The organism is Streptomyces sp. HUAS ZL42 (assembly GCF_040782645.1).
Classification (GTDB): domain Bacteria; phylum Actinomycetota; class Actinomycetes; order Streptomycetales; family Streptomycetaceae; genus Streptomyces.
On record NZ_CP160403.1, the window covers coordinates 7,679,244 to 7,694,229 of the forward strand.

The 14,986-nt window shown below is 70.7% G+C and carries 17 protein-coding genes; 13 read left to right on the forward strand and 4 right to left on the reverse strand.

The genetic code is table 11. The annotated features are described in order from the left end of the window. The first annotated feature begins 77 nt into the window (after positions 1–77). From ald to ABZO29_RS35050, 8 genes are all read left to right on the forward strand, one after another. Positions 78–1,202 (forward strand): alanine dehydrogenase, encoded by a 1,125-nt coding sequence (gene ald / locus ABZO29_RS35015; RefSeq protein ID WP_367324199.1) that lies wholly within the window; start codon positions 78–80, stop codon positions 1,200–1,202. A 401-nt stretch (positions 1,203–1,603) separates the two neighbouring features. Continuing rightward, positions 1,604–2,740 carry a ParA family protein gene (locus ABZO29_RS35020; protein ID WP_367324200.1) on the forward strand — a complete coding sequence of 379 codons (1,137 nt, stop codon included), beginning with the start codon at positions 1,604–1,606 and terminating at the stop codon, positions 2,738–2,740. Continuing rightward, complete coding sequence (locus tag ABZO29_RS35025) at positions 2,725–3,321, forward strand: hypothetical protein (RefSeq protein WP_367324201.1); 597 nt, start codon at positions 2,725–2,727, stop codon at positions 3,319–3,321. The genes ABZO29_RS35020 and ABZO29_RS35025 overlap by 16 nt, the downstream gene beginning before the upstream one ends. A gap of 17 nt (positions 3,322–3,338) precedes the next feature. Next, positions 3,339–4,487, forward strand: a complete 1,149-nt coding sequence (locus ABZO29_RS35030; RefSeq protein WP_367324202.1) for a segregation/condensation protein A — start codon at positions 3,339–3,341, stop codon at positions 4,485–4,487. Continuing rightward, positions 4,484–5,158 (forward strand): SMC-Scp complex subunit ScpB, encoded by a 675-nt coding sequence (gene scpB / locus ABZO29_RS35035; protein WP_367324203.1) that lies wholly within the window; start codon positions 4,484–4,486, stop codon positions 5,156–5,158. Before ABZO29_RS35030 ends, scpB begins: the two co-directional genes overlap by 4 nt. Then, entirely contained in the window at positions 5,158–6,228 is a 1,071-nt protein-coding gene (locus ABZO29_RS35040) for a pseudouridine synthase (protein ID WP_367324204.1), read from the forward strand. The genes scpB and ABZO29_RS35040 overlap by 1 nt, the downstream gene beginning before the upstream one ends. A 63-nt stretch (positions 6,229–6,291) precedes the next feature. Next, on the forward strand, positions 6,292–7,011 hold the full coding sequence (locus ABZO29_RS35045) for an NUDIX domain-containing protein (RefSeq protein ID WP_367326328.1): 720 nt from the start codon (positions 6,292–6,294) through the stop codon (positions 7,009–7,011). Then, a complete protein-coding gene (locus tag ABZO29_RS35050; RefSeq protein WP_367324205.1) occupies positions 7,008–8,027 on the forward strand; it encodes an ADP-ribosylglycohydrolase family protein in 1,020 nt (339 codons plus the stop codon). Before ABZO29_RS35045 ends, ABZO29_RS35050 begins: the two co-directional genes overlap by 4 nt. Positions 8,028–8,041: 14 nt before the next feature. On the opposite strand, the gene ABZO29_RS35055 is transcribed toward ABZO29_RS35050, so the two are convergent. The 3 genes from ABZO29_RS35055 to ABZO29_RS35065 are packed head-to-tail and all read right to left on the reverse strand — an operon-like array spanning position 8,042 to position 9,712. Further along, positions 8,042–8,455, reverse strand: a complete 414-nt coding sequence (locus tag ABZO29_RS35055) for a Rieske (2Fe-2S) protein (RefSeq protein WP_367324206.1) — start codon at positions 8,453–8,455, stop codon at positions 8,042–8,044. Next, positions 8,452–9,036 (reverse strand): DUF6529 family protein, encoded by a 585-nt coding sequence (locus ABZO29_RS35060; protein ID WP_367324207.1) that lies wholly within the window; start codon positions 9,034–9,036, stop codon positions 8,452–8,454. Before ABZO29_RS35060 ends, ABZO29_RS35055 begins: the two co-directional genes overlap by 4 nt. A 22-nt stretch (positions 9,037–9,058) precedes the next feature. Further along, positions 9,059–9,712: a hypothetical protein gene (locus tag ABZO29_RS35065; protein ID WP_367324208.1), complete on the reverse strand. Its 654-nt coding sequence runs from the start codon at positions 9,710–9,712 to the stop codon at positions 9,059–9,061. Positions 9,713–9,961: 249 nt separating this feature from the next. Between ABZO29_RS35065 and aroH the strand changes: the two genes are divergently transcribed. The 5 genes from aroH (at position 9,962) to der (ending at position 14,478) form a co-directional block, all read left to right on the forward strand. Continuing rightward, positions 9,962–10,324, forward strand: coding sequence for a chorismate mutase (gene aroH, locus ABZO29_RS35070; RefSeq protein WP_367324209.1), 363 nt, complete (start codon positions 9,962–9,964; stop codon positions 10,322–10,324). Beyond that, complete coding sequence (locus ABZO29_RS35075) at positions 10,321–11,406, forward strand: prephenate dehydrogenase (RefSeq protein ID WP_367324210.1); 1,086 nt, start codon at positions 10,321–10,323, stop codon at positions 11,404–11,406. The genes aroH and ABZO29_RS35075 overlap by 4 nt, the downstream gene beginning before the upstream one ends. A 132-nt stretch (positions 11,407–11,538) precedes the next feature. Beyond that, on the forward strand, positions 11,539–12,225 hold the full coding sequence (gene cmk, locus ABZO29_RS35080; RefSeq protein ID WP_367324211.1) for a (d)CMP kinase: 687 nt from the start codon (positions 11,539–11,541) through the stop codon (positions 12,223–12,225). Next, positions 12,183–12,878: a lysophospholipid acyltransferase family protein gene (locus tag ABZO29_RS35085; RefSeq protein ID WP_367324212.1), complete on the forward strand. Its 696-nt coding sequence runs from the start codon at positions 12,183–12,185 to the stop codon at positions 12,876–12,878. The genes cmk and ABZO29_RS35085 overlap by 43 nt, the downstream gene beginning before the upstream one ends. 118 nt (positions 12,879–12,996) lie before the next feature. Then, complete coding sequence (gene der / locus ABZO29_RS35090; protein WP_367324213.1) at positions 12,997–14,478, forward strand: ribosome biogenesis GTPase Der; 1,482 nt, start codon at positions 12,997–12,999, stop codon at positions 14,476–14,478. A 64-nt stretch (positions 14,479–14,542) separates the two neighbouring features. On the opposite strand, the gene ABZO29_RS35095 is transcribed toward der, so the two are convergent. Continuing rightward, positions 14,543–14,947, reverse strand: coding sequence for a hypothetical protein (locus tag ABZO29_RS35095; RefSeq protein WP_367324214.1), 405 nt, complete (start codon positions 14,945–14,947; stop codon positions 14,543–14,545). Between the last annotated feature and the right edge of the window lie 39 nt (positions 14,948–14,986).

Below are 14,986 nucleotides of genomic sequence, written 5' to 3' on the forward strand. Positions count from 1 at the left end.
CCTGCGGTCTCTCCCGGTGTGCCCGTGCGCGTCCGGGTATGCCTAGTAATGCCCCCACACCCTCTGAGCCAAGGACCGTGATCGACGTGAAGGTCGGCATTCCCCGCGAGGTCAAGAACAACGAGTTCCGGGTGGCCATCACCCCCGCCGGTGTGCACGAGCTCGTGCGCAACGGTCACCAGGTCGTCGTCGAGCGCAACGCCGGTGTCGGCTCCTCGATCACGGACGACGAGTACGTAGCCGCCGGCGCCCGCATCCTCGAGACTGCCGACGAGGTGTGGGCCACCGCCGACCTGCTGCTCAAGGTCAAGGAGCCCATCGCGGAGGAGTACCACCGCCTCCGCAAGGACCAGACGCTCTTCACCTACCTGCACCTGGCCGCCTCCAAGGAGTGCACCGACGCGCTCGTCGAGTCCGGCACCACGGCGATCGCGTACGAGACCGTCGAGCTGCCGAGCCGCGCGCTCCCGCTGCTCGCCCCGATGTCCGAGGTCGCTGGCCGGCTGGCCCCGCAGGTCGGCGCCTACCACCTCATGCGCGCCAACGGCGGCCGTGGCGTGCTGCCCGGCGGTGTCCCAGGCGTCCCGGCCGGCCGGGCCGTGGTCATCGGCGGCGGCGTCTCCGGCTGGAACGCCGCGCAGATCGCCATCGGCATGGGCTTCCACGTGACCCTGCTCGACAGGGACATCAACAAGCTCAAGGAGGCGGACAAGATCTTCGGTACGAAGATCCAGACCGTCGTCTCCAACGCCTTCGAGCTGGAGAAGGCCTGCCTCGACGCGGACCTCGTCATCGGCGCCGTCCTCATCCCGGGCGCCAAGGCCCCGAAGCTGGTCACCAACGAGCTCGTGTCGCGCATGAAGCCGGGAAGTGTCCTTGTCGACATCGCGATCGACCAGGGCGGCTGCTTCGAGGACTCCCGGCCGACGACCCACGCCGAGCCGACCTTCAAGGTCCACCAGTCGGTCTTCTACTGCGTCGCCAACATGCCGGGCGCGGTGCCCAACACCTCCACGTACGCCCTCACCAACGCGACCCTGCCCTACATCGTCGAACTCGCCAACCACGGCTGGGTCGAGGCGCTGCGCCGTGACCCCGCGCTCGCCAAGGGCCTCAACACGCATGACGGCAAGGTGGTTTATCGAGAGGTCGCCGAGGCGCACGGTCTGGAGCACGTGGAGCTCGAGAGCCTGCTCGGCTGAGCCGCGACGTTAAGTCTCCATTCGGTAAAAGGCGATACGTCAACAGAGGTCGTCAACCCCGCGCACCTGGCCGGACCTTGCCCGACAAGGTCCGGCCAGGTGTGTGTATGGTCACTTTGCGGCTCTAGGTCAACTCGCCTCGAACATAACCCTTCGACCGATTCGCACACCGGTGAAACCTGCCGTGCGACGGCCGTACGCCCTTGACAGCGGGATGTTTCATTGCCGACACATCCTGCCGGGTCCGGCGGATTGTGTTGCTGCGGACCGCCGACACGCCATAGAGTCGCCAACCGTCGGCATGGTGCCACGCTGACCTGTCTAGAAGTTTCCTGGTCACCAAGGAGGTAAGACGACTTGTGAATGAGTCGACATTTTCTCCCGGGGGTGGTCAACCAGGAATGCCTGCAGGGGGCCAGGCCCCCGCGGGGTTCGAGGCTGTCGGCTCCGTTGCTGTGCGCACCTTCGCAGCCCAACAGAGTCACCGGACACCAAGGTTGACTCAGCCAGCACACCAGAGCATGGATGGCCATCACGTGAACGCCATGGCCGGCGACGGAAGTGGCGCGCCCCACAACCACTTCGCCGACTACGACGAACTGCCCGAGGGGCACTTCTACGACCCCGACGCCGAGTACGAGCCCGACCCCGAGTACGCGGCCACGCTCGCGCCCGACGCTGCCCGCCAGCGCCGCGAGCGCATCGGCCCGACCGGACGCCCGCTGCCGTACTTCCCGATCCCGGGACCGCTGACCCATCACGGCCCCGCGACGATCATCGCGATGTGCAACCAGAAGGGCGGCGTGGGCAAGACGACGTCGACCATCAACCTGGGTGCCGCGCTCGCGGAGTACGGCCGTCGTGTGCTGCTCGTGGACTTCGACCCGCAGGGCGCGCTGTCGGTCGGTCTCGGTGTCAACCCGATGGAGCTCGACCTCACGGTCTACAACCTGCTTATGGAGCGGGGCATGTCGGCCGACGAGGTGCTCCTGAAGACGGCGGTCCCCAACATGGACCTGCTGCCCAGCAACATCGACCTGTCCGCCGCCGAGGTCCAGCTGGTGAGCGAGGTCGCGCGCGAGTCCACGCTGCAGCGCGCGCTCAAGCCGCTGATGGACGACTACGACTACATCGTCATCGACTGTCAGCCCTCGCTCGGCCTGCTCACCGTCAACGCCCTGACGGCCGCGCACAAGGTGATCGTGCCCCTCGAGTGCGAGTTCTTCGCCCTGCGCGGTGTCGCGCTGCTGACGGAGACCATCGAGAAGGTCCAGGAGCGGCTCAACCCGGAGCTGGAGCTCGACGGGATCCTCGCCACGATGTACGACTCGCGCACCGTGCACAGCCGTGAGGTGCTCGCGCGTGTCGTCGAGGCGTTCGACGACCACGTCTACCACACGGTCATCGGGCGCACGGTCCGCTTCCCGGAGACCACGGTCGCCGGTGAGCCGATCACCACCTACGCCTCCAACTCCGTCGGCGCCGCCGCCTACCGCCAGCTCGCCAGGGAGGTGCTCGCCCGGTGTCACGCCGAGTGAGTCTGCCGGGGGCCGACGAACTGTTCCGTACGACAGGGGGGATGGCGCTCCAGGCGTCCACTCCCCGGCGGGGGGCCAACGGCGAGGTACGGGTGCCGGCTCCCGCGGGGGAGAGCGACGACGCCGCGGCCGCGGAGGACGCACCCCAGGCGGTGCCCGCGCAGGGCGGCGACGGCGAGGGGGCGGAGCATGTCGCGGCCGACGCCGAACCGGCCGACGCCGGCGAGTCCCGCAGCCGGGGCGCGACCGCGGAGCGGCCCGTTCGACGTCAGGGAGCGCAGGAAGGTTCTGCCGCGCAGTCGCCGAGCGCTTCGGCCGCTTCCGGCGCGGCTCCGCGCAAGCGTGGGCGGGCGGCCGCACGTCGGCCCAGCGGGCGCGAGCGCCACGACGAGAAGATCACGGTGTACGTGTCCGCCGAGGAGCTCATGGACCTCGAGCACGCCCGGCTGGTGCTCCGGGGTGAGCACGGGCTGGCGGTCGACCGGGGGCGGATCGTGCGGGAGGCTGTCGCCGTGGTGCTGGCGGACCTGGAGTCCCGGGGGGACGCGAGCATCCTCGTTCGACGGCTGCGCGGGCGGTAGCGGTAGCCTGCGGGGCCATGACCTCGAACGACGTTCCCGCACCCGCCTCCGGCGCATCGGCCGGTCGTCGGCGTGCGCTGGGGAAGGGGCCCGGTACGGCGGTACCGGCGCCGGTTCCTGTCGAGTCCGAGCCCGAGGTCGCCGTAGCGGCGCCGGAACCCGGGGTCGAGGCCCAGGAGACGGAACCAGGGGTCGAGGCCCAGGAGCCGGAACCCGAGGTCGAGGTTCCGGAGACGGAACCCGAGGTCGAGGTTCCGGAGCCGGAACCCGGGGTCGCGGTTCCCGAGCCGGAACCGGCGCCCGAGGTCACCTCTCGTGAACCGGGGCCCGCCGACCCCCAAGAACCCGGCGACGGTGTCTTCAAAGTCCGGCTCTCCAACTTCGAGGGGCCCTTCGACCTGCTCCTCCAGCTGATCTCCAAGCACAAGCTGGACGTCACCGAGGTCGCGCTGTCGAAGGTGACCGACGAGTTCATGGCGTACATCCGGGCCATGGGACCGGACTGGGACCTGGACGAGACGACCGAGTTCCTGGTCGTCGCCGCCACACTGCTCGACCTGAAGGCCGCCCGGCTGCTGCCCGCCGCGGAGGTCGAGGACGAGGCCGACCTCGCCCTCCTGGAAGCCCGGGACCTGCTGTTCGCGCGGCTGCTGCAGTACCGCGCGTACAAACAGATCGCCGACATCTTCAGCCGGCGGCTCGACGAGGAGGCGCGGCGCTACCCCCGTACGGTCGGACTCGAACCGCACCACGCCGATCTGCTGCCCGAGGTCGTGATCAGCATCGGCGCGGAAGGGTTCGCCAGGCTCGCCGTGAAGGCGATGCAGCCCAAGCCCAAGCCCCAGGTGTACGTCGACCACATCCACGCGCCGCTGGTGAGTGTGCAGGAGCAGGCCGGGATCGTGGTCGCGCGGCTCAGGGAGCTGGGCGAGGCCACCTTCCGCGCGCTCGTCGAGGACACCGACGACACCCTCACCGTCGTGGCCCGGTTCCTGGCCCTGCTGGAGCTGTACCGCGAGAAGGCCGTCGCCCTCGACCAGGAGACCGCGCTGGGTGAGCTGATCGTCCGCTGGACGGGCGGGGACGGGGACGCGCAGCCCATGGTGACCGACGAGTTCGACCGGCCGCCCGAGCCGCCCGAGCAGTCCAAGGAGGAGAAGGCGTGAGCGAGGAGATCACCGAGGTGCCCACGGGGCCGCGTACCGTCGCCGACCTCGACCTCAAGCCCGCCCTGGAGGCCGTCCTCATGGTCGTGGACGAGCCCGCCACCGAGGAGCACCTCGCGAAGATCCTCGAGCGGCCCAGGCGGCGGATCGCGGACGCGTTGCGGGAACTCGCCGACGAGTACACCGTGCAGGGCCGCGGCTTCGAGCTGCGGCGCATCGCCGGCGGCTGGCGGTTCTACACCCGGCCCGAGTACGCCGCGGCCGTCGAGGGGTTCGTTCTGGACGGTCAGCAGGCCCGGCTCACCCAGGCCGCGCTGGAGACGCTGGCGGTGGTCGCCTACCGCCAGCCGGTCAGCCGCAGCCGCGTCTCCGCGGTGCGCGGAGTGAACTGCGACGGTGTGATGCGCACCCTCCTGCAGCGCGGTCTGGTCGAGGAGGCGGGCACGGAACCCGAAACAGGTGCGATCCTGTACACGACGACGAACTACTTCCTGGAGCGGATGGGCCTGCGCGGTCTGGACGAGCTCCCGGAGCTCGCGCCCTTCCTCCCGGAGGCGGAGGCGATCGAGGCCGAGACCCAGGAAGCCGTACCGTCGTTCGATCCGGACGCCCCGGATCCGGACGACGGTCCCACGTCGGCCATGACTGACACGACGACGACGGAACTTTGATGCGAAGCAGCGGCAGCGGTAGCGGCAAGAGCGGCGGGCGCGGTAACTACCGCGGGGCCGGCAACAACAGGGACCAGAAGCAGGGCCAGGGGCGTCCGCGCAAGCCCCGCCCCGAGGAACGTCGCTACGACGTGGGCCCCGGCGCGTCCCCGGACGGCCCCAAGTCCGGGCGCGGCGGCGCGGCCCGCGGCGGCGCCAAGGGCGGCCCGAAGCAGTCCCAGCAGCGCGGCGGCCGTTCGGCGCCCGGGCGGTCCCGGGAGTACGAGGCGCGCGCCGAGGAGCGCAACCGGGAGCGGTACGCGGGCAAGAAGGACATCAAGCTGCCCAAGACCTTCCCGGGCGCCGAGCAGGAGGGCGAGCGGCTGCAGAAGGTCCTCGCGCGCGCGGGCTACGGCTCGCGGCGCGCCTGCGAGGAGCTGATCGAGCAGGCCCGGGTCGAGGTCAACGGCGAGATCGTCACCGAGCAGGGCAAGCGGGTCGACCCGGAGAAGGACGAGGTCAAGGTCGACGGCCTGACCGTGGCCACGCAGTCGTACCAGTTCTTCTCCCTCAACAAGCCCGCCGGCGTCGTCTCGACGATGGAGGACCCCGAGGGGCGCCAGTGCCTCGGCGACTACGTCACCAACCGCGAGACCCGGCTCTTCCACGTGGGGCGGCTCGACACCGAGACCGAGGGTGTCATCCTGCTCACCAACCACGGTGAGCTGGCCCACCGGCTGACCCACCCCAAGTACGGCGTGAAGAAGACCTACCTCGCGCACATCGTGGGCCCGATCCCGCGTGACCTGGGCAAGAAGCTCAAGGACGGCATCCAGCTCGAGGACGGCTACGCGCGCGCGGACCACTTCCGCGTCGTCGAGCAGACCGGCAAGAACTACCTCGTCGAGGTCACGCTGCACGAGGGCCGCAAGCACATCGTGCGGCGCATGCTGGCGGAGGCCGGCTTCCCCGTCGACAAGCTGGTGCGGGTCGCCTTCGGGCCGATCACCCTGGGCGACCAGAAGTCGGGCTGGCTGCGGAGGCTTTCGAACACCGAGGTCGGGATGCTGATGAAGGAAGTCGACCTCTAAGGGCTTGTGAGGGACCTCCACCCCCTTTTATAGTCGAGATGACTATAAAAGGGGGTGGAGGTCGTGCAGGGCTACGACAAGCACGCGCACGAGCCATTCGCCGTCACCGTCGACCTCGCCGTCCTGACGATCCGCACGGGCTCTCTGCACGTGCTGCTCGTCGAGCGCGGGCAGCAGCCGTACGCCGGCCAGTGGGCGCTGCCCGGCGGATTCGTGCTGCCGGACGAGTCCGCGGAGACCGCGGCCCGGCGTGAACTCGCCGAGGAGACCGGGCTGTCGGACGTCTCCGGACTGCACCTGGAACAGCTGCGGACGTACAGCGAACCTGACCGGGACCCCCGGATGCGGGTCGTGTCGGTCGCCTTCGCCGCGCTGCTGCCCGACGCCCCCGAGCCGCACGGCGGCGGTGACGCGGCGCAGGCGCGCTGGATGCCGTACGACTCCGCCCGGCCCCTCGCCTTCGACCACGAGCGGATCCTGGCCGACGCCCATGACCGCGTCGGCGCCAAGCTCGAGTACACCTGCCTCGCCACCGCCTTCTGCCCGGCCGAGTTCACGCTCGGCGAGCTGCAGCAGGTCTACGAGACGGTGTGGGGCACGGGGCTCGACCGGCCCAACTTCCGGCGCAAGGTGCTCGCCACGCCCGGCTTCGTCGAACCGGTCCCGGGAGGAGCCCGCCTGACCGGCGGCCGCGGCAAACCGGCCGCGCTGTACCGCGCGGGCACCGCCACCACCCTGCATCCGCCCCTGCTCCGACCGTCCCCGGAAGGACGTACCCCATGACCATCATCGTCCGGAAGCGCGCCGCCACCGGGGCCCTGCTGGGGCTCGCACTGGGCGACGCGCTCGGATTCCCGACCGAGTTCAACGACGTGCCGTCGATCCTCGCCAAGTGCGGGCCCTGGCGGGAGATGAAGCTGCCGAGGCCGGCGATCGTCACCGACGACACGCAGATGACGCTGGCGTTGGGGCGGGGGTTGCGGACGGCCATGGACCGGGGGTTGCTCGCGCCCAAGCGGATGGAGCGGCCGGTGCGGGAGGAGTTCGTGGACTGGTACCAGTCGCCGGAGAACAACCGGGCGCCGGGCCGGACCTGTCTGGTCGCCTGCAACCTGCTCAAGGACGAGGGGCGCCCCTGGCAGGACGCCAGCCAGATCCACTCCAAGGGCTGCGGCGCCAACATGCGCGTGGCACCCGTCGGCCTCGTCCCCGGCCTGAGCGACGAACAGCGCGCCGGCGCCGCCCAGTTGCAGGCCGCGCTCACGCACGGGCACCCCACCGCGCTCGCCGCCTCCGACCTCACCGCGCACGCCGTTCGGCTGCTCGCGCAGGGGGCCGAACCGGCCGGGCTCGTCGGGCTGCTGCGGTCGTACGCCATCGACAACCGTTCCCGCTACCACCACGGCTGGCTGGGCGACCTCTGGACCCGCAGTCAGGATCCGTCCCCCGAGCACTTCATCGCGCGCGGCTGGGACGAGTGCCTGGAGGTGCTCGGCCGGCTGCAGGACGCCGTGCGTACGGTGTCGCCCGAGACCGATCCGTGCCTGGCCACCGGGGCCGGCTGGATCGCGGAGGAGGCGCTGGCCACCGGGCTGTTGTGCTTCCTGCCCTTCGTCGACGAACCGCTGACCGCCCTGCGCCGGGCCGCCTGCACCTCCGGCGACTCCGACTCCATCGCCTGCCTCACGGGCGCCTTCGCGGGCGCCCACCTGGGGGCGGACGCATGGCCGGGGGAGTGGGCGGACCGAATCGAGTACGGCAGCGAGCTGGTGACGCTCGGGGCACTCTGGGACCACTGACGGCGAGGCGGTGCTCACGCCAGGCGGATGGAGTCCCCCTCGACCGTGATCTGCTTCTCGGGCAGTGGCCTCGTCGCCGGGCCGGATACCACCGAACCGTCCGCGATCTTGAACTTGCTCTTGTGGCACGGACAGTCGATGGTGCCGTCCGCGACGGTGCCGACCAGGCAGCTCTGATGGGTGCAGACCGCGGAGAAGGCCTTGAAGTCGCCCTGCTGCGGCTGGGTGACCACGACCTTCTCGTCCTTGAAGATCGTGCCGCCGCCGACCGGGACGTCGGCGGTCCTGGCCAGCTCCTGCCCGGGGGAGGCGTTCGGGGACGTGTCGGAAGAGGAGTCCTTGTTGTCGCCGTACTCGCTGCAGCCCACGGCGAAGGCCGCCGCGCCCGTCGCGAGGAGGACCGTGCGTCGTGTCGCGTCGTGGGTCATGTCGTCACTCCGAACGTGCGGAAGAACCAGAGGGCGGAGGTCAGCCAGACGACCGTGAGGGCGGCGAACACGAGTCCGCCGACGATCGGCAGGAGCCAGCCAGGGAGTCGCTCCGAGCGGAGCAGCAGCATCTTGGCACTGAAGACCCCGAAGAAGAAGCAACCCAGGAGGGAGTGCCACAAAACGCGCGTTTCATACGTCTGATAGCCCAAGGCATACAGACAGTGCACCGCGACCGGGACGGCCACGAGGAACGCCACCCGGCCCGACCAGCGGTGCAGCACCGACGCCCAGGCCGGACCCGGAAGCTTCCCGTACATCATCAGCGCGGAGACGAACTGGACGACCGCGAAGAAGATCGCCGTCGTCGCCAGCCACGACTTCACCGCACCCGTGCTGCTGAAGCCGGCGAGGTTGAAGGCGGTCCCGGCGGGATCGTGGACCTTGCCGTACACGCCGAGGGCGACCGCCACGGCTGCGGCGACCAGCGCCGGGACGAGGTAGCGGGCGGCGTGCGGGCGCCCGTGCGCGGGGTGCGGAGAGGGGAATCCCTGGGTGGCGGCGTTCGGGTCGACGGTCATGGTCGGCTCCCTGGAGAAGGGGTCAGGGGGTGACGGGTCGGGCCGTGAGCTGCTGTCCGTCGACCGTCACCGCACCGGTCTCCGGGTCGATCTCGGGTGCGGCGGAGGGGTCACCGTCACGGGTGAGGATGCCGACCTGGCTGCCGTCCCTGAGCACGATCCAGCCGCCGTCGATCTTCGCTCCGCGCACGGTCGCCGTCGCCCGGTACAGCCCGGACGGCTTCTTCGCCTTGTCGGCGGTGAACGCGTAGTGCCCGCCGCCGACGTCGACCGTGCCGCGGATCCTCTTGCCCTCCTTGAGAGTGCCGTTCAGTTCCGCGCCGTTCTTGCCGGTCAGCCGCATGGTGCCGTCGTTCGCGACATCACCCTTGAGCCAGGACTCCTTGGTGCGGCCGTCGCAGAAGTACGCGATCGCCTTCCCGTCCTTCACGGACACGGCGATCGCCGAGGAGTCGTCGTCGGTGCGGCCGGCGTAGTCGGCGTCCGGCACCGGTGTCAGCGTCGGCGTGGAAGTGGGTGACGCAGGCACCACGGTCTTCGTGGGCACCGGGCTCGGCGACTCCTTCTGCTGTGCGGACGACGTGTTCTTCGTCCCGGTCGTCGCGTTGAGCGACAGCATGACCAGGCCTAGCACCAGTCCTGCGAGAAGGGTGAGCAGCGGACCAGGACGCTTCATACGGGCCTCCCCCGAGGCGAGCTTCCTGCCATCAGAGCGGACCCCGCACCCCGGCGTAAAGAGGCGCACGGGGGCGTCCCACTCCAAGTAGCGAAATTGGGGCGATTCAGTGACATCGGCAGAACCAGCGGCCGGGCTGCGCCCCACCGTCTCAGCGGTCGGGCGCCGCACACCGGCCCGGCACGGGCTGACTAGGCTGGACGGCGGAAGAGCCGAACGTCCATCAGGACATCAGCAAGGAGCAGCGCCGTGGCGGTACGAGCGGTCCGGGGGGCCGTCCAACTCGAGCGGGACGAGGCCGGACACATGGACGAGCGGGTCGGTGCCCTGCTCACCGCCGTCCTGGAGCGGAACTCGCTCACCGCCGACGACCTGATCAGCATCTGGTTCACGGCCACGCCCGACCTGCACAGCGACTTCCCCGCGGCCGCCGCCCGCAAGCTGGGCATCGTCGACGTTCCGCTGATCTGCGCCCAGGAGCTGGACATCGAGGGCGCCATGCCGCGCGTCGTCCGGGTCCTCGCGCACATCGAGTCGGACAAGTCACGCGCCGACATCGCCCACGTCTACCTCGGCGCAGCGGCCGCCCTGCGCAAGGACATCGCCCAGTGAGGACCGCACTCGTCATCGGAACCGGGCTCATCGGTACGTCCGTCGCCCTGGCCCTCGCCCAGCGCGGCGTCGTGGTCCACCTCGCCGACCACGATCCGGAGCAGGCCCGTACGGCCGCCGCGCTCGGCGCCGGCACGGACGAGGCCCCGGAGGGCCCCGTCGACCTCGCGGTCGTCGCCGCGCCTCCCGCCCACGTCGCGGGAGTGCTCGCCGACGCCATGCGCCGGGGCGCGGCGCGCGGCTACCTCGACGTGGCCAGCGTCAAGGGCGGCCCGCGCCGCGAGCTGCAGGCGCTCGGCCTCGACCTGTCGTCGTACATCGGCACGCACCCCATGTCGGGCCGCGAGAAGTCCGGCCCGCTGGCCGCGACCGGCGACCTCTTCGAGGGACGCCCGTGGGTCCTCACACCCACCCGGGACACCGACACCGAGGTACTGAACCTCGCCCTGGAGCTGGTCTCGCACTGCCGGGCGGTCCCGGTGGTGATGGACGCCGACGCCCACGACCGCGCGGTGGCGCTGGTCTCCCACATGCCCCACCTGGTCTCCAGCATGGTCGCCGCACGCCTGGAGAACGCGGAGGAGGCGGCGGTACGGCTGTGCGGGCAGGGCATCCGGGACGTGACCCGGATCGCCGCGTCCGACCCCCGGATGTGGATCGACATCCTCTCCGCGAACCCGGGGCCGGTCGCCGACCTGCTCACCGATGTCGCCGCCGACCTGGAGGAGACGGTGCAGGCCCTGCGTGCCCTGCAGTCCTCCGACGACGTCAAGCGGCGCGAGGGCGCCGCCGGTATCCAGGACGTCCTGCGGCGCGGCAACGCCGGTCAGGTCCGCGTCCCCGGCAAGCACGGGTCCGCTCCGCGGGCGTACGAGGTCGTGGCGGTGCTGATCGACGACCAGCCGGGTCAGCTGGCCCACATCTTCGCGGACGCGGGCCGGGCCGGCGTCAACATCGAGGATGTGCGGATCGAGCATGCGACGGGGCAGCAGGCAGGTTTGGTGCAGCTGATGGTGGAGCCGAAGGCGGCGCCGGTGCTGACCGCTGCGTTGCGGGATCGAGGGTGGGCGATTCGGCAGTAGGGGCGGGCCGGGCATGCGTGACCGGCGCCGCGTGGGCGCGGCCGGACGAGTGAGTCGAACCCAGTAACCTTGTGCAGGGCACCATCGCGCCCCGCACACCACCACCGCACCGCACCAGGAAGGTGTCCCCCCGTGGAAAACGGCGCCGCCCAGCCCGTGATTGTCGCCATCGACGGCCCCTCCGGCACGGGCAAGTCGAGCACGTCGAAGGCCGTCGCCGCGCAGCTGGGCCTGAGCTACCTGGACACCGGTGCCCAGTACCGGGCGATCACCTGGTGGATGGTGAGCAACGGGATCGACACCGACGACCCCGCGTCGATAGCGGCCGCGGCCGGCAAGCCCGAGATCATCTCCGGGACGGACCCGGCCAACCCGACGATCACGGTCGACGGCACGGACGTCTCGGGCCCGATCCGCACCCAGGAGGTCACCTCCAAGGTCAGCGCGGTCAGCGCGGTGCCCGAGGTGCGCGCCCGGATCACCGAGCTGCAGCGCTCGCTGGCGGCGTCCGCCGAGACCGGCATCGTCGTCGAGGGCCGCGACATCGGTACGACCGTGCTGCCGGACGCCGACCTGAAGGTCTTCCTCACCGCATCTCCCGAGGCCCGCGCCGCCCGGCGCAGCGGTGAGCTGAAGAGCACCGATGTGCACACCACCCGCGAGGCGCTGCTCAAGCGGGACCATGCCGACTCCAACCGCAAGACCTCGCCGCTCGCCAAGGCGGACGACGCGGTCGAGGTGGACACCACCGACCTCACGCTGCCGCAGGTCATCGAGTGTGTGGTCACCCTCGTCGAGGAGAAGCGGGCCGCGAAGTGAGCCTTCCCTCCGAACGGGGCGCCGAGGTCGGGCGGCGCATCGGCGTCGGCCTGATGTACGGGCTGTGGAAGCCGCGTGTGCTGGGCGGCTGGAAGATGCCCGCGACCGGCCCGGTCATACTCGCGGTCAACCACTCCCACAACATCGACGGCCCGATGGTCATGGGTGTGGCGCCCCGGCCGACGCACTTCCTGATCAAGAAGGAGGCGTTCGTCGGCCCGCTCGATCCCTTCCTGACCGGCATCGGCCAGCTGAAGGTGGACCGCACGAACGCCGACCGCACGGCGATCACACAGGCGCTGGACGTGCTGTCGGCCGGCGGTGTGCTCGGCATCTTCCCGGAAGGCACCCGAGGCGAGGGCGACTTCGCCTCCCTGCGGGCCGGACTCGCCTACTTCGCCGTACGCAGCGGGGCGCCGATCGTCCCCGTCGCGGTCCTGGGAAGTTCCGAGCGGCGAGGACGGTTGATGAAGGGACTGCCTCCGCTGCGCTCCCGCATCGACGTCGTCTTCGGCGACCCCTTCGAGGCGGGCGACGGCAGCGGACGGCGTACCCGCAAGGCCCTGGACGAGGCGACCGAGCGCATCCAGAAGCACCTCACCGCGCACCTGGAGCATGCCAGGCGGCTCACCGGCCGTCTGCCCGGCGCCTGACGGCACCGGAAAACGCGGAGCGTCCGACCGGCCGCTCGGCGACACTGAGTAGTGGATCAGCCCGGAGAAACCGGGCCTTCCACCGATCACCACGAAGGAACGACGAGGTACGGACTTCATGAACGACCATATCCAGCCCGACGGCTCGGCCGCGCACGAGCACGATCACGGGGCGCTCGGCGACGCCGAGTACGAGGAGTTCATGGAGCTCGCCGCGGAAGAGGGCTTCGACCTCGAGGACGTCGAGGGCGCGATCGAGGCGGCCGGTCACGGTCCGCTGCCGGTCCTCGCCGTCGTCGGCCGCCCCAATGTCGGCAAGTCGACGCTCGTGAACCGCATCATCGGCCGCCGCGAGGCGGTCGTCGAGGACAAGCCGGGAGTCACCCGTGACCGCGTGACCTACGAGGCCGAGTGGGCGGGCCGCCGCTTCAAGGTCGTCGACACGGGCGGCTGGGAGCAGGACGTCCTCGGTATCGACGCCTCCGTGGCCGCGCAGGCCGAGTACGCGATCGAGGCGGCCGACGCCGTCGTGTTCGTCGTCGACGCCAAGGTCGGCGCGACCGACACCGACGAGGCGGTCGTACGACTGCTGCGCAAGGCCGGCAAGCCCGTCGTGCTCGCCGCGAACAAGGTCGACGGCCCGAGCGGCGAGGCGGACGCGGCGTACCTGTGGTCCCTGGGCCTCGGTGAGCCGCACCCGGTCTCGGCGCTGCACGGCCGGGGCACCGGCGACATGCTGGACGCGGTCCTGGAGGTACTGCCGGACGCGCCCGAGCAGACCTTCGGCACCGCGATCGGCGGCCCGCGCCGCATCGCCCTGATCGGCCGCCCGAACGTCGGCAAGTCCTCGTTGCTGAACAAGGTGGCGGGCGAGGAGCGAGTCGTCGTCAACGAGCTGGCCGGCACCACCCGCGACCCGGTCGACGAGCTGATCGAACTGGGTGGCGTGACCTGGAAGTTCGTCGACACGGCGGGCATCCGCAAGCGTGTCCACCTTCAGCAGGGCGCCGACTACTACGCCTCGCTGCGCACCGCGGCCGCCGTCGAGAAGGCCGAGGTGGCCGTCATCCTCATCGACGCCGCCGAGTCCATCTCCGTCCAGGACCAGCGCATCGTCACGATGGCCGTCGAGGCGGGCCGTGCGCTCGTCCTCGCCTACAACAAGTGGGACACCCTCGACGAGGAGCGCCGCTACTACCTGGAGCGGGAGATCGAGACCGAGCTCGGCCAGGTGGCGTGGGCGCCGCGGGTGAACGTCTCCGCGCGCACCGGGCGGCACATGGAGAAGCTGGTCCCGGCGATCGAGACGGCCCTCGCCGGCTGGGAGACCCGCGTCCCGACGGGCCGCCTGAACGCCTTCCTCGGCGAGCTGGTCGCCGCCCACCCCCATCCGATCCGCGGCGGCAAGCAGCCGCGCATCCTGTTCGGCACCCAGGCCGGCACCAAGCCCCCGCGGTTCGTGCTCTTCGCCTCCGGCTTCATCGAGGCGGGCTACCGGCGCTTCATCGAGCGCCGGCTGCGCGAGGAGTTCGGCTTCGAGGGGACGCCGATCCATATCTCCGTGCGGGTGCGCGAGAAGCGCGGCGGGAAGAAGAAGTAACCCCGCCTCCGCACAAGCCGAGTGGAAGAGGGCGGACCCCATGGGGTCCGCCCTCTCTCCTGCCTCAGGCCCCTCTGCGCGGGCCGGGCGGCAGCGCCGGGACGTGGTGTGTGCCGGTGCCGTGCTGCTGCTGCCCGATCTGCCCGACCCGCTGCCACTGCGACTGCTGTCCGACACCGCTGCGGGCGCTGTGCGCGCCCGCGCTGTAGGCGCTGTACGAGCTGCTGAACGACCCCGGCCGGTGTCCGGCGTACGAGCCCGTGCCGTGCGGGATGTTCCCGAAGGCGGTGAACCCCAGCTCCTCCTCGCCGCTGCGGTCACCCGGCAGCGCGCGGAAGGACTTGACGTACTCGGCGTAGAGCGCGTCGTAGATCGGCGTGGCCGACGGGCAGCCCGAAGGATCCTGAGCCGACAGCGCGGGCGGGAGCGGATGGTAGGACTGGCGGCGGGATACGTCATATGCGTGCACGTATGTCCAAACGACCCCGGGTCTCATGGGATGCGGTTG